Genomic DNA, 18,564 nt, shown 5'->3' on the forward strand with positions numbered 1-18,564 from the left:
GCCTGCTGGGCATTGGAGCATTCAAGCAGCGCCTGCCGCGCGCCGACGAGGCGCTGCCGGGCCGTGAGCACCCGTTGCCGCTGCACAACCAGCACTATGTGAACAGCCACCCGCTCAAGGACGGCTTTGCCGGCCTGGAACGCATCCGCTTCGCGATGGGCTGCTTCTGGGGCGCCGAGCGCAAGTTCTGGACGCTGCCGGGGGTGTACTCGACGTCGGTGGGGTATGCCGGCGGGCTGACCCCGAACCCGACCTACGAGGAGGTCTGCTCGGGCCTGACCGGGCACACGGAGATCGTGGAAGTGGTGTATGACCCGGCGATCATCAGCGTGGAGCAGCTGCTGCAGGTGTTCTGGGAGAACCACGACCCGACCCAGGGCATGCGTCAGGGCAACGACACCGGCACCCAGTACCGGTCGGCGATCCATGCCACGACCCCGGCGCAGCACGAGGCCGCCCTGGCCAGCCGCGATGCCTACCAGCCGCGCCTGGCCGCGAAGGGGTACGGCGCGATCACCACGGACATCGAGTTCCCTGCACCAACGTACTACTACGCCGAGGACTACCACCAGCAGTACCTGGCCAAGAACCCGAACGGCTATTGCGGCATCGGCGGCACCGGCGTGAGCTGCCCGATCGGCGTGGGCGCCTGATCCCGGTTTCGCTGGGCGGCCTGGTGGCGCGCGATCCCGTAGAGCCGGGCTCTGCCCGGCTGCTTCACGCATTCGGGCGAACAGCCGTTGGTTCAATCATCGCCCGGGCAGGGCCGGCGGGTGCGGGTTTGCGGGACACGCCGTGAACCCATCCTTGGGGGCTCGTAGAAAACATCCATGTTTTCTACGGTCCCGCAAACCCGCCCCCGCCGACCCTCGACGGTGTGTTGGGGGCCACGGGAAGATCAACGGCAGTGCCGATCATTTTCATGCGTTACCGGGCGCGGTGACGTTCCGTGCCGTCGTTCGGGAACCGACGCTACCGTCCCCAGGACCATTCGGCGTAGAGCCACGCCCTGCGTGGCTGCCTTTTGCATCCGCCCGCGACTCACCATCTGGGCCGCCCTCCTCGGATGAACTGAAACGCCAGCCGTTCGCGGAAATCCCAAATGAAAACGGGACGGATGCATTCTCAGCATCCGTCCCGTTTCTACATCGTCAAACAACTAGTGCTTACAGCCGTTCGCGGATCGTCTGGCGCAACGCTTCCAGATCCTTGGCGAACGCATCGATACCGGCCGCAAGCTTCTCGGTGGCCATCGGGTCGGCGGCCAGGTCGGTGGCGAACCGGGCGGCGTCGATCGGGGTGACATCCACCGCTTCGGCAGCACCCGCCACCAGCTTGCGCGGCAGCTCGCCGTGGTCGGCGTCCAGCTTTTCCAGCAGGTCCGGCGAAATGGTCAGGCGGTCGCAACCGGCCAGCGCCTCGATCTGCGCGGTGGAGCGGAACGACGCCCCCATCACAACCGTCGGCGAACCACGGCGCTTGAACTCGGCGTACACGCCACGCACGAACACCACGCCCGGGTCGGCGTCGATGCTGGCCGGCGCCTGGCCGTTGGCCACGTACCAGTCGAGGATCCGGCCCACGAACGGGGAGATCAGGAATGCGCCGGCCTCGCTGCACGCCAGCGCCTGGGTCGGATTGAAAATCAGGGTCAGGTTGCAGTCGATGCCTTCGGCCTGCAGCTGGCGCGCGGCTTCAACGCCTTCCCAGGTCGCCGCGATCTTGATCAGCACCTTGCTGCGCGGCACGCCCGCTGCCTCGTACATCGCGATGAACGCGCGCGCCTTGCGCACCGTCGCCGTCGTGTCGTGCGCCAGGTCCGCATCGACCTCGGTCGACACCCGGCCCGGCACCAGCGTGCTCAGCAGCGTACCCACGCCGACCGTCAGCCGGTCCGCCACCGCGTGCACCACGGCTTCGCGCTCGCCGGACTGCTCGCGGCCCCAGGCCAGCTCGCGCTCGATCAGCTCCGCATACACCGGCAGGTCCAGCGCCTTCTTCACCAGCGTCGGATTGGTCGTGCAGTCGACCGGCTTCAGGCGCTTGATCGCCTCGTAATCACCGGTGTCGGCGACCACCACCGACAGATCGCGCAGCTGCGCAAGTTTGGACGGGGTTGCGGTACTCATTTCGGCTCCTGGAGTGTTACCTGGGCCCTGCGCGACGCGCGGCAGGGACGATCAATTCTTCTGCGGATTGTGCACCGCCGTCACCCGCAGGCGCAGCTTGCGGCCGCCGGGCGCATCCCAGTCCATGCTCTGGCCAACGGCCAGGCCGAGCAGGGCGGTGCCTACCGGCGCAAGGATCGATACCTTGCCCTGGTCCACGTCCGCCTCGTGCGGGTAGACCAGCGTCAATTCGTGCTTGTCGCCGTGCAGCTCATCTTCGCACTCCACCCGCGAATGCATCATGACGACGCCCTCGGGCATCTCCGCAGCTTCCAGCACCGTCGCGCGGTTGAGCTCGCGCGCCAGGGCCTGGCCGGCCGGGGTGTGTTCTACAGCAGGTGAATCAAGCATGGCTTCCAGCTGGTTCATGTCGCGGCTGGAAACGGTGATCGAAGGCGGCAGGCCGCTGGCGGTGGACATCTGGAACTCCTGTGATGTTGGGAAAGGCCCATGCAAAAGGCGGCGCCTGCTGGCACCGCCTTGTCCTATTGTGCTGCCTATCCGCGGCGGATGCGACCGTTGCGCCGCCGCCGGTTCAGCGACGCGTCTATACCCGGGGCTGCAGCGCGCGCGGCGGGGCCGGGTCGGTTTCGCCGATGTCCAGCTCGAACAGCTTCTCGGGCAGGCGCTTGAACTGCTCGGCCAACTGCTCCAGGAAACCGGTCATCGCCGAACTGCGGCGCCAGACCATCGCGATGCGCCGGCTCGGCCGGTCCTCGCCCTCGAAGTCGAGCAGGCGGATGTTGTCCGAACGCGGCACCGGTGGCTTCACCGACAGCGTGGGCAGCAGGGTGATGCCGACGTCGGCCGCGACCATCTGCCGCAGCGTTTCCAGGCTGGTGGCGCGGAACTCGGACTTTTCGTTGGCACCGAACAACCGGCATACCGCCAGCGCCTGGTCGCGCAGGCAGTGCCCGTCCTCCAGCAGCAGCAGTTTCTGCGAGGACAGCTCCTGCACGTCCAGGTGATGGCGGCGCGCCAGCGGATGCTGCCCCGACACCGCCAGCAGGAACGGCTCCTCGAACAGGAATTCGGCGTGCAGCTGGTCGTCGTCCAGCGGCAGCGCCAGCAGCGCCGCGTCCAGCCGTCCGTCGCGCAAGCGGTGCAGCAGCTCGTCGCTCTTTTCCTCGACCAGCAGCAGCTCCAGCTGCGGGAAGCGCCCGCGGATGTTGGGGATCACGTGGGGCAGCAGGTACGGGCCCAGGGTCGGGAAGATGCCCAGCCGCACCGCGCCGGCTTCCGGATCGCGGCTGCGCCGTGCCGCCTCCTTCATCTGTTCGATTTCGGCCACGATGACGCGCGCACGTGCAGCGGCTTCCACCCCGGCCGGGGTCAGCATGACTTTGCGGGGGGCACGCTCCACCAGCGGCAGGCCCAGCTCATCCTCGAGCTTCTTGATCTGGGTCGACAACGTCGGCTGGCTGACGAAGCAGGACGCCGCCGCGCGACCAAAGTGGCGATGGTCGGCCAGCGCCACCAGATATTTCAGATCACGTAGGTTCATTTCCTTGTACCTCTAAACGGTAATGGACCGGGTGATGGCGTGGTTTACCCAGCAGGCAAAAAGGGTCCCCGGCGAACCGGGGACCCGACGTTTCAGGCAGCTTCGGCGACAGCGCCGCTGCTCTTGGGAACGGTAGTACGTATCAGGTGATCGAAGGCGCTCAGCGCCGCGGTCGAGCCGGCACCCATCGCGATGATGATCTGCTTGTAGGGTACGGTTGTGCAATCACCTGCGGCGAATACGCCAGCAACACTGGTCTGGCCACGGTCGTCAATGACCACTTCCCCGCGCGGCGACAGCGCCACGCTGTCCTTCAGCCATTCGGTGTTGGGCAGCAGGCCGATCTGCACGAACACACCTTCCAGCGCCACCCGGTGCGAGTCGCCGCCGACCCGGTCCAGGTAGACCAGGCCGTTGACCTTCTGGCCATCGCCCAGCACTTCCTGGGTGAGCGCGCTGGTGATGATGGTCACGTTGCCGAGGCTGCGCAGTTTCTTCTGCAGCACTTCGTCGGCGCGGAGCTTGTCGTCGAACTCCAGAAGGGTCACATGCGTCACGATGCCGGCCAGGTCGATCGCCGCTTCAACGCCGGAGTTGCCGCCACCGATCACCGCCACGCGCTTGCCCTTGAACAGCGGGCCGTCGCAGTGCGGGCAGTACGCCACGCCCTTGTTGCGGTACTGGTCTTCGCCAGGCACGTTCATCTGGCGCCAGCGCGCACCGGTGGACAGGATCACCGAGCGCGACTTCAGCGACGCGCCGTTTTCCAGCTTGACCTCGACCAGGCCATCGTCGCCGGCCGGCACCAGGGCACTCGCGCGCTGCAGGTTCATGATGTCCACGTCGTACTCGCGCACATGCTGTTCCAGCGCCGTCGCCAGCTTCGGGCCTTCGGTTTCCTTGACCGAGACGAAGTTCTCGATCGCCATGGTGTCCAGCACCTGGCCACCGAAACGCTCGGCCGCCACGCCGGTGCGGATGCCCTTGCGCGCGGCATAGATCGCCGCGGCGGCACCGGCCGGACCGCCGCCGATCACCAGCACGTCGTACGGCGCCCTGGCCGCGATCTTCTCTGCGTCGCGCTTGGCCGAACCGGTATCCAGCTTGGCCACGATCTGTTCGAGGCTCATGCGGCCCTGGTCGAACACTTCACCGTTGAGGTAGACGGTGGGCACCGACATGATCTGGCGCGCTTCGACTTCGGCCGGGAACAGCCCGCCGTCGATCGCCACGTGCTGGATGCGCGGGTTCAGCACCGCCGCCAGGTTCAGCGCCTGCACCACGTCCGGGCAGTTCTGGCAGGACAGCGAGAAGTAGGTCTCGAACCGGTACTCGCCTTCCAGCGACTGCACCTGCTCGATCACCTCGGCGGTGGCTTTGGACGGGTGCCCACCCACCTGCAGCAGCGCCAGCACCAGCGAGGTGAACTCGTGGCCCATCGGCAACCCGGCGAAGGCCAGGTGGATGTCCTGGCCCGGGGTGGTCAGCGCGAACGAGGGGGTACGCTCGGCGCCATCGCGGCGCACGTCCAGCGTGATCTGGTTGGACAGCCCCACCAGGGTTTCAAGCAGTTCGAGCATTTCCTGCGACTTGGCGCCGTCGTCGGCATGCGCGGTGATCTGGATCGGCCGGGTAACGCGTTCCAGGTAGGTCTTCAGCTGCGACTGGAGGTTGGCATCCAACATCGAAAAACTCCTTGATTCAGGCAAAGGAACTGCGTCGACGTACCGCTACGGTACATCTGGGCGGCATGGGGGTGAACCAAAGCCGGCGCGGGTGGGCACCGGCTTGGGTTCACCCCCACTCCCGTCTGGACGGGAATGGGGATGGGACCTGCGTGGAACCGGGGGCTTAGATCTTGCCGACCAGGTCCAGCGACGGGGTCAGGGTCTTCTCGCCTTCCTTCCACTTGGCCGGGCACACCTGGTTCGGGTTGGCGGCGGTGAACTGGGCAGCCTTCAGCTTGCGCAGGGTCTCGGAGACGTCACGGGCGATCTCGTTGGAGTGGATCTCCAGGGTCTTGATCACGCCTTCCGGGTTGATGATGAAGGTACCGCGCAGGGCCAGGCCTTCTTCAGCGATATGCACGCCGAAGGCGTTGGTCAGCTGGTGGGTCGGGTCGCCGACCAGCGGGAACTGGGCCTTGCCGACGGCCGGCGAGGTTTCGTGCCACACCTTGTGCGAGAAGTGGGTGTCGGTGGTGACGATGTACACCTCGGCGCCGGCCTTCTGGAACTCGGCGTAATGGTCGGCGGCGTCCTCGATCTCGGTCGGGCAGTTGAAGGTGAAGGCGGCCGGCATGAAGATCAGGACCGACCACTGGCCCTTCAGGGTGCTGTCGGAAACCTTGATGAACTCGCCATTCTGGTAGGCGTTGGCTTCAAACGGCTTGATCTGGGTATTGATGAGCGACATCGAATTTCCTCGTGGTGAAGGGGGATGGGTGAAGCGACCAACACAGGTTAGCGGCTTGCTTCCGATAAGGACAATGCATTGATTCCATCTATGCAATAGACACAGTCTATCGAAAAGGGCTGATCGGCGAGTGAATGATCGGCTGGATTCATGACAGATCCCTTGCCGCGCAAGGGATGTGGCGAAAACGGGGGTAGGGCGCCTCGATAGTCATTGCTTATCCGCGCCACGGCCAGGCTGAACAGACTTTCAGCCCGGCCGTTGCCGCGATTGACCTACACTGCGCCCCCACCGTCGCCCAGGCCCGCCATGACCGCTGCCCCGCAGGAGATCCGAACGCTGCTCGCCGCCGCCGCCCGCGTGTTGCCCGGGGCGGAAGGGCGGCACGAGGCCGAGCTGCTGTTGCTGCACGTGCTGGGGCGGGAGCGCAGCTGGCTGTTCGCGCATGCCACTGACCTGGTCGACCCTGCGAGCGGCCAGGCGTTCGCCGATCTGCTGCAGCGTCGCCTTGCCGGTGAGCCGGTGGCCTACCTGCTGGGCCGGCGGGGCTTCTGGACGCTGGACCTGGCGGTCAGCCCGGACACCCTGATACCGCGCCCGGAAACCGAGCGGCTGGTGGAGCTGGCGCTGGAGCGCCTGCCAGAGGCCACGCCGCTGCGGGTGGCGGACCTCGGCACCGGCAGCGGCGCGATCGCGCTGGCCCTGGCCAGCGAGCGGCCGCAGGCCCGGGTGGTGGCGACCGACATGAGCCCGGGCGCGCTGGCGGTGGCGGCCGCCAATGCCCGCCGCCATGGGCTGGACAACGTGGCGTTCCGGCATGGCAGCTGGCACGCGCCGCTGGCGGGGGAGCGCTTCGACCTGATCGCCAGCAATCCGCCCTACATCGCCAGCGACGACCCGCACCTGGCGCGCGGCGACCTGCGTTTCGAACCGGCCAGCGCGCTGGCGTCGGGACGCGATGGGCTGGACGACATCCGGCTGATCATCGCCGGGGCGGCGGCGCACCTGCTGCCCGCCGGCTGGCTGCTGCTCGAGCACGGGTGGGACCAGGGCGCGGCGATCCGCGCGCTGCTGGCCGATGCCGGGTTCGTCGAGGTCGCGACCGAAGTCGACCTCGAGCAGCGCGACCGGGTGAGCCTGGGACGGCGGCCAGCGACGCTAGAATGAGCGACCGCCGCGGCTGATGCCGGGCGGGCTGTCATTCCACCTGGAGCTCCGCCCATGCGCACGCTGTATCCCGCCATTACCCCCTACGACGTCGGCAGCCTGAAGGTCGATGATCGCCACACGCTGTATTTCGAGCAGTGCGGCAATCCGCAGGGCAAGCCGGTGGTGATGCTGCACGGCGGTCCCGGCGGCGGCTGCAGCGACAAGATGCGCCAGTTCCACGACCCGGCAAAGTACCGGATCATCCTGTTCGACCAGCGCGGCGCCGGCCGTTCCACGCCGCACGCGGACCTGGTCGACAACACCACCTGGGACCTGGTGGCCGACATCGAAAAACTGCGCGAACACCTGCAGGTGGAGCGTTGGCAGGTCTTCGGCGGCAGCTGGGGTTCCACCCTGGCGCTGGCCTACGCGCAGGCGCATCCGCAGTGCGTGACCGAGCTGGTCCTGCGCGGCATCTTCATGTTGCGCCGCTGGGAGCTGGAGTGGTTCTACCAGGAAGGCGCCAACCGCCTGTTCCCGGACGCATGGGAGCACTACCTGGCGCCGATCCCGCCGGTGGAACGCCACGACCTGATCTCCGCCTTCCACCGCCGCCTGACCAGCGACGATGAAGCGACCCGGCTGGCCGCCGCCAAGGCCTGGAGTGTGTGGGAAGGCGCGACCAGCTTCCTGCACGTGGACGCCGACTTCGTCGACAGCCATCAGGACCCGCGCTTCGCGCTGGCCTTCGCACGCATCGAGAACCACTACTTCGTCAACGGCGGCTTCTTCGAGGTCGAAGAGCAGCTGCTGCGCGACGCGCACCGCATCGCCGACATCCCCGGGGTGATCGTGCACGGTCGCTACGACGTGGTCTGCCCGCTGCAGAACGCGTGGGAACTGCACAAGGCGTGGCCGAAATCCACGCTGGAAATCAGCCCGGCGTCGGGTCATTCGGCGTTCGAAGCGGAGAACATCGACGCGCTGGTGCGTGCGACGGACCGGTTTGCCGGTTGATCGCGTGGAGCCGGGCAGGGCCCGGCGCTACGTGGGCTGCAGCTGCGTCTGGAGGGTCACGAAGATCCGCGCCAGGCGCTCTGCCCAGGCGTGCTGGCCAGCGGCATCGGCAATCAGGTCCTGCCGGATCTCCAGCTCCACGTGTACCAGCCCACGGCCTTCGCCGTGCACGGGCACCGCGTAGTCGCTGCTGCTGCTGACCGAATAGGGCTGGTTGTCGCCCACCACCAGATCGCCCTCGTCGCGCAGCGCGTGCAGCAGGGCATGTGCGAAGCGCGTGTCGCGGTGGTACAGCACGCCGGCATGCCACGGCCGCGCGACGCCGTTCATCACCGGGGTGAAGCTGTGCATCATCACCAGCAGCGTCGGGCGACCGGCATCGGCGCGCGCAGCCAGCTCCGCGTCGATACGCGCGTGGTAGGGCGCATGGATCGCATCGATGCGCTGCTGCCGCTGCACGTCGGACAGCCCCGCATTGCCCGGCACCACGGTGCCGTCGCTGACCTCGGGGATCAGGGTGGGCGACGCCAGCGGCCGGTTGCAGTCGATCAGCAGGCGCGAATACGTCTGCTCGATCGCCCAGGCGTCCAGCAGCCCGGCCAGGGCCCGGGTGACCCCGCCGATGCCGATGTCCCAGCCGATATGCCGGTCCAGCTCGGCCTGCGGCAGGCCCAGGCGTTGCAGTGCCTGCGGCACCTGCTGGCCGGCATGGTCGGCGAGCAGCATGTAGGGCGACGCGCCCTGCGCCCGGTGGATCGAGTAGATCGCCGGATCATCGCGGCCCAGCAGCGGCGCTGGACCCTGCGCGCGCGAATCAGCCACGCGGCGTGCCATCCAGGTGATGTTCGATCATCCACAGCCCGGCCCACAGTTTGGCGTCCAGCTGGTAGCCCTGGCCCATCTTCTCCACCAGCCAGGCCGCGGCGCCGGCGCGCGGGACCGCATGCACGGTGATGTCCTCGCTGCTGTCGCCGCCACCTTCGCCGACCCTGCGCAGGCCGGTGGCGCGCACGAAGGCGATCTTCTCGCTGCTGGCGCCGGACGAGGTCGGGCCGATCATCAGCACCTCGGCGTGGTCGGCGGTCCAGCCGGTTTCCTCTTCCAGTTCGCGTACCGCCGAGGCTTCGATCGATTCACCCGCATCGATGTCGCCGACCAGGCCGGCCGGCATTTCGATGGTCCGGGCCTGCAGCGGTACGCGGAACTGTTCGACGAACAGCACGTGGTCGTCGGGAGTGACCGCGATGATGATCGCCGCCAGCCCGCCGGCATGGGTGCGCTCGCTGTATTCCCACGTGCCGCGCAGCACCATGCGCTGGTACTTGCCTTCGTAGACGACCTTCGGGGCTTGCGTGTCGGGGCTCATGCGAACTCACTGGCAGGTAGGGAGGGGTCGGAGAGGCCGGCGGCGGTGAACAACCGGCGCCGGGTCAACGGGCCGAAGCGCAGCGCTTCGCACAGGCCCTGCAGCATCTGCGGGTCGGCGCTGGTGCGGCTGAAATCGGCCTGTGCCGCATCCAGCGGGGCATCCAGCGAAATCGTGGTCAGCTGCCGCCACAGCAGCGCGTGTTCGCGCTGCTCGCGCAGCCGCACCGCCATCTGCGCGGCACCGCGCAGGCGCAGGAACGGCACTTCGTCCAGGCGTTCGTACAGGGTGTCCAGGCTGCCGAAATGGGCCAGCAGCACCGCGGCGGACTTGGCGCCCACGCCGGTCACGCCGGGGATGTTGTCGACCGCATCGCCGCACAGCGCCAGGTAGTCGGCGATCTGGTGCGCATGCACGCCATGGCGTGCCTTCACCCCGGCCATGCCCCAGCGCTGGTTGCGTGCGTAGTCCCACTGTTCGTCATGTTCGAACAGCAGCTGCGACAGGTCCTTGTCAGCCGAGACGATCACCCCGCGCATGCCGGCCGGGCGGCGCGCATGCAGGGCGCTGCCGATCAGGTCGTCCGCTTCGTATTCGTGGTGGGCCAGCACGGCCAGGCCCAGCGCCGCACACAGGGCCTTGCAGTGGGCGAACTGGCGCCGCAGCGCGTCGGGGGCCGGGTCGCGGTTGGCCTTGTAGGCGGCATACAGGCCGTGCCGGAAGCAGCTGTCGAGGGCTTCGTCGAAGGCGATGGCGATGTGCCGGGGGCGTTCACGCTCGAGCAGGTCGAGCAGGAAGCGGGCAAAGCCGTGCACCGCGTTGGTCGGCCAGCCCTGCTGGTCCTGGAACTCGTCGGGCATCGAATGCCAGGCGCGGAACACGTACAGGCTGGCGTCGACCAGGTACAGCGGGGTGCGCACGGGAGCGAGGTCGGACACTCAGCCCACCCAGTCCTGCAGCAACGCGGCCGGATCGGGACGCTCGCGTTCGGGGACGTCGACTTTCGGGGTTCCGATATGGATGAAGCCGGCAATGCCTTCGTGCGCGGCCAGGCCCAGGTGGGCGTGCACGGCGGGGTCGAACGCCATCCACGCGGTCAGCCACTGCGCGCCAAAGCCCAGCGCCTGGGCGGCCTGCAGCAGGGCGAAGCAGACGCAGCCCGCGGTCATCAGCTGCTCCTGTTCGGGCACTTTCGGGCTCGGGGTCGGGCTGGCGATGACGGCGATGATCAGCGGGGCGTGGCTGAAGCGCTGGCGATCCTTGTCCACCTGCGCGTCGGAGGCGGTGGGGTCGCGCTCGCGGCTGCGCTGGGCCAGGAACTCGCCCAGGCGATGGCGGGCGTCGCCGGCAATGCGCAGGAACCGGAACGGCACCCGCTTGCCGTGGTCGGGCACCCGTACCGCCGAGGCCAGCATCCGCTGCAGGGTGGCCGGGTCCGGTCCGGGGGCGCCCAGTTGCAGGGCAGGGACCGAACGGCGGGCGTCCAGGGCGTGCAGCGCGGGGGAGTCGAGCATGGGGTCTCAGCGAGGCGATTCGGTGCCTCGATTATAGTCCCGGCGGTTTATGACACGGGATTGGGGCATCTCCAGACCATTTGCGACAAAGCGTGATGAACCGCACCTAATTAATGGCACTCCTTCACGTCGCTGTACTCGCTTCCCACCCGCGCTGGCCTTACGATACAAGGCCTGCCGTACCCGGTCATGAGGTTCAAAGTGAGGACTGATTCACTTTCCCGTACCGGCGGGCCGTCCTACCATTCGTATGCTGGCGTCTTGGGGACGCCCGCGTCCGTCGTATCCATGCTGCATCCTGTACCAGCGAGGGTGGGGAGCCTTTTCGCATGATCGCCACGCCCACCAATCCGGGGCAACCGGGCCGCGACCCGGCGCTGTTGAAGCTTGCGCGCGAGGCGGCCCTGCCGGGCTTGGCCGAGTCGTTCGCGACCGTGCTGGCCCGCTTCGACGACGTGCTGTTCGACCGTGCCGGTACCGCTGGCGCGTCGCAGCTGCTGTTCCTGGACGGGATGCGTGAACTGCGCCGGCGTCGCGAGGACATCGTGGGCGGCTTCCGTGGCCACCTGGCCCAGGCCTGGGACGCGCTGGAACGCGGTGCGCCGCTGTCGGCCGAAGCGACCCTGGCCGGGCAGGTGGAAGAAGGGCTGAGCCTGGTGCCCGAGCATGTGCTGGAATCGCGGCTGGCGGTGCGCAACTTCGCCACCGTGCTGCTGCGCGACTGGAAGCCGGTACTGGGCCGCCTTGATCGCCGCCTGGGGTGGATCGCGGGCGGGCTGGAGCTGGACCCCGACAGCAACCCGATCAGCCCCGAACATATCGGCGTGGCCATCCATGAGGCCTTTGCCGGCTGTGAACTGGCCCCGGAAGTGCGCCTGGTCCTGATCAAGCTGTGCGAGCGCGACCTGCACGCGCCGATCGGCAAGCGCTACGAGAAACTGGACGAACAACTGGCCGCTGCCGGTGTGATGCCGCAGATGGCGGCGCCGCGCCGCACTGCGCCGCGCCCGCCGTCTCCACGCCAGGAGCTGGACGAGCTGGTCGAGGCGCTGGAAGGCGAACAGGGCGGTGCCGACGATGGCGCGGCGCCGGCCTGGGCACGCCGCTTTGCCGACCGCTGGGCGGCCAGCCGTGGCCGCATGCAGTCCGCGCAGGCGGCGCAGGACCGGGCCGGTGACGGCGCCGACGGCATGAGCGGCAACCAGGGCATGCTGCTGGAAGCGCTGCACGAACTGCTGCAGCAGACCCGGCACGTCCGCGAAGACGCGACGTCCGCGGCCAGCGTGGCGGTGGGCCAGCAACGCCCGCTCAGCCAGCGCGAGATGATGTCGGTGCTATCGCTGCTGCAGGCCACACCGAGTGCGACGCTGCGCGCGGCGATCGGCGAAGATGGCGAGTCGCTGGCGCAGCGGCTGAAGAGCGAGGTGTTGTCGGGGGCGACCCGGCTGGGCGTGGACCCGGCGCAGGCGCGGCTGGACCCGCAGGACGAGGATGCGATCGATCTGGTCGGCATGCTGTTCGATGTGATGCTGGACGAGCGCGACTTGGAGGGACGTTCGCGTGAGCTGATCGGCCGCCTGGTGGTGCCGTTCGTGAAGGTGGCGATGCTCGACCGCCGCATGTTCGTGCAGAAGACCCATCCGGCGCGCAAGCTGCTCAATTCGCTGGCCGAGGCCTGCGAAGGCAATACCGGCGAGAGCCAGGCCGAGCGGGTGTTGATGGGCAAGGTCGAGGAGATCATTGAACGGCTGGTGGCCGAGTTCAACGAGAACCTGGCGATCTTCCTGACCCTGGAAGAAGAATTCCGCGATTTCCTGGCCCAGCACCGGCGCCGCATCGAGATCGCCGAGCGCCGCGCGGCGGAGACCCAGCGCGGGCAGGAAAAGCTGGAGGTCGCACGCAGCCGTGCGGCCTCGGAACTGGATTGGCGCATTGCCGATACGACGTTGCCGCAGGCGATCGGCGAGTTCCTGCGCCAGCCGTGGCAGCACCACCTGACCCTGGCGGTGCTGCGCGAGGGCGACGATGGCGCGTCGGTGAGCGAGGCGTTGGCGTTGGCCGACGGGGTATTGGAGGAAGTGGCGGAGGCGCGCCGGCACGTGGTCGGCAAGCCGTGGCTGCAGGCGTGGCACCCGGTGCTGCGCAAGGTATTCGCCAGCGTCGGCGTGCATGCCGACGGCGCTACGGCAGCGATCGATTCGCTGCACGACACGCTGCAGTCGATTGCCGAGTCGCGCCCGGAGCTGGAACGCGCGCTGCCGGAGCTGCCGCAGGTGGTACTGCCGGCGCCGCCAGCGGCGGACAGTGCGGGGGTCGAGCTGGGCGGCAAGGTCGACGTGACCGATTTCGACAACGCCGATGCGGACCGCTTCCGCGGGCTGGAGATCGGCAGCTGGCTGGACTTCGTGGACAAGGACGGCAAGGTGCAGGCGGGCAAGCTGTCCTGGGTAAGCCCGATTTCGCAGCGCCTGTTGTTCGTGAACCGCCGCGGCGTGCGTTTCTGCGTGGCCTCGCCCGAAGAGCTGGCGGTGATGGTGCGGCTGGGCCGCCTGCGCGCGCACATCGACGACGGCGCCTTCGACAGCGCCATGCAGGGCGTGATCGACCGCCTGGACACCAAGGGCGCAACGGTTCACTGACGTCAACTTCAACGGCAGCGTTTCGGTTGCTACGTGCCGACCCCCCCCCTATGGTGGGCCGCGCGCCGGTAGAGTCGGTTCCCAAACGACTGCCATCGCACGCTCCGCGCCCGGTAACGCATGAAAATCATCGGCGTAGGCTTTTGATCTTCGATGGGCACCACCTCCCCCCACGCGCCACTCAGGGTACGATCACCCCACCTACCGCTGCTCGGGGACATGCATGGCTGTCGAGGTGTTGGTACTGAGGGAACGTGCGCCGGGCGAACGGCGCGTTGCGATGACCCCGGAAACGGCGCGCAAGCTGATCGCGCTCGGCGCGACGGCGTGGTTCGAACCCGGCGCCGGACGTCTGGCTGGCTTCCCCGATGCGGCCTATCTCGAGGCCGGCGCGCAGTTGGCCGACGATGGGCGCCTCGCCCAAGCCGACATCGTGCTGTGCGTGCAGCCGCCGGAGACCGCAAGGCTGGGTGCGCTCAAGAACGGCGCCAGCCTGGTCGGCATGCTGCACCCGCAGGCCGATGCCGAACGGGCGGGGATGATCCAGTCGCGCGGGCTGCAGGCGTTTCCGCTGGAACGGTTGCCGCGCACCACGCGCGCGCAGTCGATGGACGTGCTGAGTTCGCAGGCGGGCATGGCGGGATACAAGGCCACGCTGATCGCCGCTCAGCTGGCACCGCGCTTCTTCCCGATGCTGACCACCGCCGCGGGCACGATCCGTCCGTCACGGGTGCTGGTGGTGGGCGCGGGCGTGGCCGGCCTGCAGGCCGTTGCCACCGCACGCCGGCTGGGTGCGCAGGTGGAGGGCTTCGATGTCCGTCCGGAAACGCGCGAGCAGATCGAGTCGCTGGGGGGAAAATTCCTCGACCTGGGAGTCAGTGCGGTAGGCGAGGGAGGGTATGCGCGGCCGTTGACCGATGACGAGCGGGCCGAGCAGCAGCGCCGGCTGGGTGAGCACCTGCGGCTGGTCGATGTGGTGATCTGTACCGCTGCGGTCCCTGGGCGGCCGGCGCCGAAGATCGTCACCAGCGCGATGGTGCAGGGCATGCGCCCGGGCAGCGTGATCGTGGACCTGGCGGCGGAAACCGGCGGCAACTGCGAGGCCACGCGACCGGGCGAAACCATCGAGGTGGACGGGGTGGTGGTGGACGGGCCGTTGAACCTGGCCAGCCAGGGCGCGGTGCATGCCAGTGAGATGTATGCGCGCAACCTGTACAACTTCGTGGCGCTGTTCCTGAAGGACGGGGCGCTGGCCTTCGACTGGGACGACGAGCTGCTGGCAAAGACGCGCTGGGTGGCCTAGGCGCGCCGCGTCCTCGCGCAGCCACGCAGGGCGTGGCTCTACCGTTGTCCCGGCGGGAGCTCCTTCGCCGGGTTGGCCTTCAACCACTCCTGCCGCTGCTCCGGGGTCATTTTCTCCCAGCGCTCGCGCAACGCGTCGCGCTGCGCAGGGGTCATGCTGCGCATCTGCGCGAACAGCACGCGCGCCTGCTCCCGCTGTTCCGGGCTCATGTTCTCGAAGCGGTGGCGGCCGCGGCGGGCCAGTTCGCGCTGCTCGGGGGTCATGCCCTGCCAGCGCTGGCCATGCTGCAGCATGCGTTCGCGTTGCGGCGGCGGCGCGTCGTTCCAGCGGTCGCGCACCGGCGCGATCAGCGCCTCGCGCTGCTGCGGGGTGAGCTTGTCCCACTCCGGCAGCGCCGAAGTCTGGGCGCCGCTGGCCGCGCTCAGCGACAGCAGCACCAGCGCCAGGGTCAGTCGCGGTTTCATGTTCACTCCATTGCCAGGTCGGTGGCGCCCAGCCACAGGTACAGGTCCGGATTCTCGTCCAGCAGCTCGCTGCTGTCATCCGGGGCGACGGCGGCCATCTGCGCTGGCGGTGCGGCCGGCGGACGGGCGGTGAAGCTGATGCCCAGGCCCAGCGCCACCACCAGCGAACAGGCCGTGGCCAGCCACCAGCCGTGCGCGCGTGCGCGCTGCGGGGCCTGCCGTGCGGCGCGCAACCGGGCCAGCGTGGCCGGGGAAAGCTGGTTCACCGCATGCATGTGCAGCTGCTGCAGGGCGGCGTCGCCGGGAAGCGGGGTGTTGGGGCGGCTCACAATGCGATCTCCAGGTGCTGCTGCAGCGCCTGCCGGGCGCGCGAAAGATGGGTTTTGACCGCGCCTTCGCTGCAGCCCATGGCCGCTGCGGTGGTGGCGCCGTCGAGCTGCTGCAGCACGCGCAGGGTGAAGGCTTCGCGCTGGCGTGCAGGCAACTCACGCAATGCCCTGACCAGCGCGGTGTACTGATCGCGCTGCTCATGCGCCTGGGCCGGGCCCGGGCCGGGGTCGGCCCAGTCGATGTCGTGGTCGCCGGCCAGGTCGTCGCTGCTGCGCCAGAACCGCAGCCGGAAGCCGCGGCGGCGCTGCAGGTCGACCACGCGGCGGCGCAGGATGCTCCAGAACAGCGGCGACCACTCGCCGGCGGGTTTGTCGCGGTAGGCCAGCATGCGCAGCATCGCGTCCTGCACCGCGTCCAGCGCATCGTCGCGCTGGCGCAGGCCGGCCTCGGCGAAGCGGAAGGCACGGGGCCCGATCCCGGCCAGGAACGCGTCCAGCGACACCGGCAGCGCGGCGTCGACATCGTCGGGCAGGGTCGGCAGGGAAGGGCTCACCAGCACAGGGTAGCGCTCGCGCAGGAGGGATACGGTGAGAACGCATCGGCGTGGCGTCGGTTGACGTCGCTGCAGATCGGTTCAGCGCATGGTTATGATGCACGGGACGGGATGACCGCCTGGAAGAGGGACTGCAATGAGCGACGGGTTCGTGGCGTTGTACATCTTCATGCTGGCCGCGATCGCGGGCCACGTGATCATTTCGCGGGTGCCGGTGATCCTGCATACCCCCCTGATGTCCGGGTCCAACTTCATCCACGGCATCGTGCTGATCGGGGCCATGGTGGTGCTGGGCCACGCGCAGACCCCGCTGGAGAAGATCATCGGCTTCATCGCCGTGGTGCTCGGCGCGGGCAACGCGGCCGGTGGCTACGTGGTGACCGAACGCATGCTGGACATGTTCAAGCCCAGCCAGAAGCGCGACGCCGGGGAGAAGGCGCCTTGAACGTCTCCACCGCGCAACTGCTGCAGTGGCTGGTACAGGTGAGCTACCTGGTCGCCGCCACCCTGTTCCTGCTCGGCCTGCAGCGCATGGCCTCGCCGATGACCGCGCGCAGCGGCATCCGCTGGGCCGGGCTGGGCATGCTGATCGCCACGGTGGCGACCTTCTTCCTGCCCGACCTGCACAACGTGCCGCTGATCCTGGCGGCGGTGGCCATCGGTACCGGCGTGGCCTGGTGGTCGGCCAAGCGCGTGGCGATCACCGACATGCCGCAGATGGTGGCGCTGTACAACGGCATGGGTGGCGGCTCGGCGGCTGCGATCGGTGCGGTCGAACTGCTGCGTTTCTCGTTCCTGGTGAATCGCGATACCACCCACTGGAGCGAGCAGGCCATCGCCGAACTGGCCGCCCGGCAGCCGTCGACGACGGTGCTGGCGCTGGCCATCATCGGTTCGGCGATCGGTGCGGTGTCGCTGTCCGGTTCGATCATCGCCTGGGCCAAGCTTGACGGCCGCCTGGACCGGCGCGTCACCTTCCCCGGCCAACAGGTGTTCAACCTGGTGGTGGCGGTGGCGGTGGTCGGGCTGGGGATCTGGGCGGCGGTGAGCCTGAGTCCGGTGGCGATCATCGGCTTCTTCGTGGTGGCGTTGGCGCTGGGCGTGCTGATGACGCTGCCGATCGGCGGCGCGGACATGCCGGTGGTGATTTCGCTGTACAACGCGTTCACCGGCCTGGCGGTGGCCTTCGAAGGCTATGTGCTGGGCAATGAGGCATTGATCATCGCCGGCATGATGGTCGGTGCGGCCGGCATCCTGCTGACCCGGCTGATGGCCAAGGCGATGAACCGGCCGATCAGCGGTGTGCTGTTCTCCAACTTCGGCGGCGGTGGCGCCGCACAGGAGATCACCGGCGCGCAGAAGCCGATCGAGGCCAGTGACGTGGCCGCGCTGATGGCGTTCGCCGAGCGCGTGGTGATCGTGCCCGGCTATGGCATGGCGGTGGCCCAGGCCCAGCACAAGGTGTGGGAACTGGCGCAGCGGCTGATCGAGCGTGGGATCAAGGTGAAGTTCGCGATCCACCCGGTGGCCGGGCGTATGCCCGGCCACATGAACGTCCTGCTGGCCGAAGCCGGGGTGCCGTATGACCTGATCGCCGACATGGACGACATCAACCCCGAATTCCCCAACACCGACGTGGCACTGGTGATCGGCGCCAACGACGTGGTCAACCCGGTGGCGCGCACCGACCCGGCCAGCCCGATCTACGGCATGCCGATCCTGGACGTGGTGAACGCGCGCAACGTGGTGGTGATCAAGCGCGGCAAGGGCACCGGCTTTGCCGGCATCGAAAACGCGCTGTTCTATGCCGACAACGCGCGCATGCTGTACGGCGACGGGGCCGGGGCGGCGAGCGCGTTGGTCAGTGAATTGAAGGCCCTCGACGGCGGGCATTGAAGGTATCCCGGGGTCACGACCAACGGTCGTGACCTACCAGGGAGTGCACACCTGCCGGTAGGTCACGACCGTTGGTCGTGACGAATCAGGCGCAGCAGGCGGCCCTGCCGGTGGGTCACGACCGTTGGTCGTGACGAAGGCGCAGCAGTCGGCCCTGCCGGTAGGTCACGACCGTTGGTCGTGACGAAGGCGCAGCAGGCACACCTGCCGGTAGGTCACGACCGTCGGTCGTGACGAATCAGGCGC

19 protein-coding genes are annotated in these 18,564 nt (G+C 68.3%); 7 read left to right on the top strand and 12 right to left on the bottom strand.

Going from position 1 to position 18,564, the window contains the following annotated elements:
* Positions 1–2 precede the first annotated feature (2 nt).
* A complete protein-coding gene (msrA, locus tag FSZ13_RS16940; protein WP_145481641.1) occupies positions 3–653 on the top strand; it encodes a peptide-methionine (S)-S-oxide reductase MsrA in 651 nt (216 codons plus the stop codon).
* 513 nt (positions 654–1,166) lie between these two features.
* Here msrA and FSZ13_RS16945 read toward each other — a convergent pair.
* From FSZ13_RS16945 to ahpC, 5 genes are all read right to left on the bottom strand, one after another.
* Positions 1,167–2,129, bottom strand: a complete 963-nt coding sequence (locus FSZ13_RS16945) for a transaldolase (RefSeq protein ID WP_145481586.1) — start codon at positions 2,127–2,129, stop codon at positions 1,167–1,169.
* A 51-nt stretch (positions 2,130–2,180) separates the two neighbouring features.
* Complete coding sequence (rnk, locus tag FSZ13_RS16950) at positions 2,181–2,588, bottom strand: nucleoside diphosphate kinase regulator (RefSeq protein ID WP_145481587.1); 408 nt, start codon at positions 2,586–2,588, stop codon at positions 2,181–2,183.
* A gap of 127 nt (positions 2,589–2,715) precedes the next feature.
* Complete coding sequence (gene oxyR / locus FSZ13_RS16955; RefSeq protein WP_145481588.1) at positions 2,716–3,672, bottom strand: DNA-binding transcriptional regulator OxyR; 957 nt, start codon at positions 3,670–3,672, stop codon at positions 2,716–2,718.
* Positions 3,673–3,764: 92 nt separating this feature from the next.
* Positions 3,765–5,357, bottom strand: coding sequence for an alkyl hydroperoxide reductase subunit F (gene ahpF, locus FSZ13_RS16960; protein WP_145481589.1), 1,593 nt, complete (start codon positions 5,355–5,357; stop codon positions 3,765–3,767).
* A gap of 166 nt (positions 5,358–5,523) precedes the next feature.
* Positions 5,524–6,087 carry an alkyl hydroperoxide reductase subunit C gene (ahpC, locus tag FSZ13_RS16965; protein WP_068849365.1) on the bottom strand — a complete coding sequence of 188 codons (564 nt, stop codon included), beginning with the start codon at positions 6,085–6,087 and terminating at the stop codon, positions 5,524–5,526.
* Between the two features lie 309 nt (positions 6,088–6,396).
* Here ahpC and prmC point away from each other — a divergent pair, with 309 nt between their 5' ends.
* Positions 6,397–7,254 carry a peptide chain release factor N(5)-glutamine methyltransferase gene (prmC, locus tag FSZ13_RS16970; RefSeq protein WP_145481590.1) on the top strand — a complete coding sequence of 286 codons (858 nt, stop codon included), beginning with the start codon at positions 6,397–6,399 and terminating at the stop codon, positions 7,252–7,254.
* Between the two features lie 54 nt (positions 7,255–7,308).
* Complete coding sequence (gene pip, locus FSZ13_RS16975; protein WP_145481591.1) at positions 7,309–8,253, top strand: prolyl aminopeptidase; 945 nt, start codon at positions 7,309–7,311, stop codon at positions 8,251–8,253.
* Positions 8,254–8,280: 27 nt separating this feature from the next.
* Here pip and FSZ13_RS16980 read toward each other — a convergent pair whose 3' ends face one another.
* Genes FSZ13_RS16980 through FSZ13_RS16995 form a run of 4 tightly spaced genes read right to left on the bottom strand, consistent with a single transcriptional unit; the run spans position 8,281 to position 11,133 of the window.
* Positions 8,281–9,087 (bottom strand): N-formylglutamate amidohydrolase, encoded by an 807-nt coding sequence (locus FSZ13_RS16980; protein ID WP_145481592.1) that lies wholly within the window; start codon positions 9,085–9,087, stop codon positions 8,281–8,283.
* Positions 9,068–9,619 carry an NUDIX hydrolase gene (locus FSZ13_RS16985; RefSeq protein ID WP_145481593.1) on the bottom strand — a complete coding sequence of 184 codons (552 nt, stop codon included), beginning with the start codon at positions 9,617–9,619 and terminating at the stop codon, positions 9,068–9,070. The genes FSZ13_RS16980 and FSZ13_RS16985 overlap by 20 nt, the downstream gene beginning before the upstream one ends.
* A complete protein-coding gene (locus FSZ13_RS16990; protein WP_186308973.1) occupies positions 9,616–10,557 on the bottom strand; it encodes a 5'-3' exonuclease in 942 nt (313 codons plus the stop codon). Before FSZ13_RS16990 ends, FSZ13_RS16985 begins: the two co-directional genes overlap by 4 nt.
* Positions 10,558–11,133 carry a nitroreductase family protein gene (locus tag FSZ13_RS16995; protein WP_145481594.1) on the bottom strand — a complete coding sequence of 192 codons (576 nt, stop codon included), beginning with the start codon at positions 11,131–11,133 and terminating at the stop codon, positions 10,558–10,560. It abuts the gene before it with no gap.
* 329 nt (positions 11,134–11,462) lie between these two features.
* On the opposite strand from FSZ13_RS16995, the gene FSZ13_RS17000 reads away from it, so the two are divergent.
* Together FSZ13_RS17000 and FSZ13_RS17005 are read left to right on the top strand one after the other, a co-directional pair.
* A complete protein-coding gene (locus tag FSZ13_RS17000) occupies positions 11,463–13,772 on the top strand; it encodes a DUF1631 domain-containing protein (protein WP_145481595.1) in 2,310 nt (769 codons plus the stop codon).
* A 223-nt stretch (positions 13,773–13,995) separates the two neighbouring features.
* On the top strand, positions 13,996–15,075 hold the full coding sequence (locus FSZ13_RS17005) for an NAD(P) transhydrogenase subunit alpha (RefSeq protein WP_145481596.1): 1,080 nt from the start codon (positions 13,996–13,998) through the stop codon (positions 15,073–15,075).
* Between the two features lie 38 nt (positions 15,076–15,113).
* Here FSZ13_RS17005 and FSZ13_RS17010 read toward each other — a convergent pair whose 3' ends face one another.
* Genes FSZ13_RS17010 through FSZ13_RS17020 form a run of 3 tightly spaced genes read right to left on the bottom strand, consistent with a single transcriptional unit; the run spans position 15,114 to position 16,428 of the window.
* A complete protein-coding gene (locus FSZ13_RS17010; protein ID WP_145481597.1) occupies positions 15,114–15,539 on the bottom strand; it encodes a DUF3106 domain-containing protein in 426 nt (141 codons plus the stop codon).
* A gap of 2 nt (positions 15,540–15,541) precedes the next feature.
* Complete coding sequence (locus tag FSZ13_RS17015; RefSeq protein WP_186308974.1) at positions 15,542–15,868, bottom strand: hypothetical protein; 327 nt, start codon at positions 15,866–15,868, stop codon at positions 15,542–15,544.
* Positions 15,865–16,428, bottom strand: a complete 564-nt coding sequence (locus tag FSZ13_RS17020; RefSeq protein ID WP_145481598.1) for an RNA polymerase sigma factor — start codon at positions 16,426–16,428, stop codon at positions 15,865–15,867. Before FSZ13_RS17020 ends, FSZ13_RS17015 begins: the two co-directional genes overlap by 4 nt.
* Before the next feature lie 130 nt (positions 16,429–16,558).
* Here FSZ13_RS17020 and FSZ13_RS17025 point away from each other — a divergent pair, with 130 nt between their 5' ends.
* The gene (locus FSZ13_RS17025; RefSeq protein WP_068849390.1) at positions 16,559–16,867 is read left to right on the top strand and encodes an NAD(P) transhydrogenase subunit alpha; all 309 of its coding nucleotides are present in this window, start codon (positions 16,559–16,561) and stop codon (positions 16,865–16,867) included.
* Positions 16,864–18,318, top strand: coding sequence for an NAD(P)(+) transhydrogenase (Re/Si-specific) subunit beta (locus FSZ13_RS17030; protein ID WP_145481599.1), 1,455 nt, complete (start codon positions 16,864–16,866; stop codon positions 18,316–18,318). Before FSZ13_RS17025 ends, FSZ13_RS17030 begins: the two co-directional genes overlap by 4 nt.
* Positions 18,319–18,564: the final 246 nt, after the last annotated feature.

This window comes from Stenotrophomonas rhizophila, assembly GCF_007667275.1.
Classification (GTDB): Bacteria; Pseudomonadota; Gammaproteobacteria; order Xanthomonadales; family Xanthomonadaceae; genus Stenotrophomonas; species Stenotrophomonas maltophilia_AE.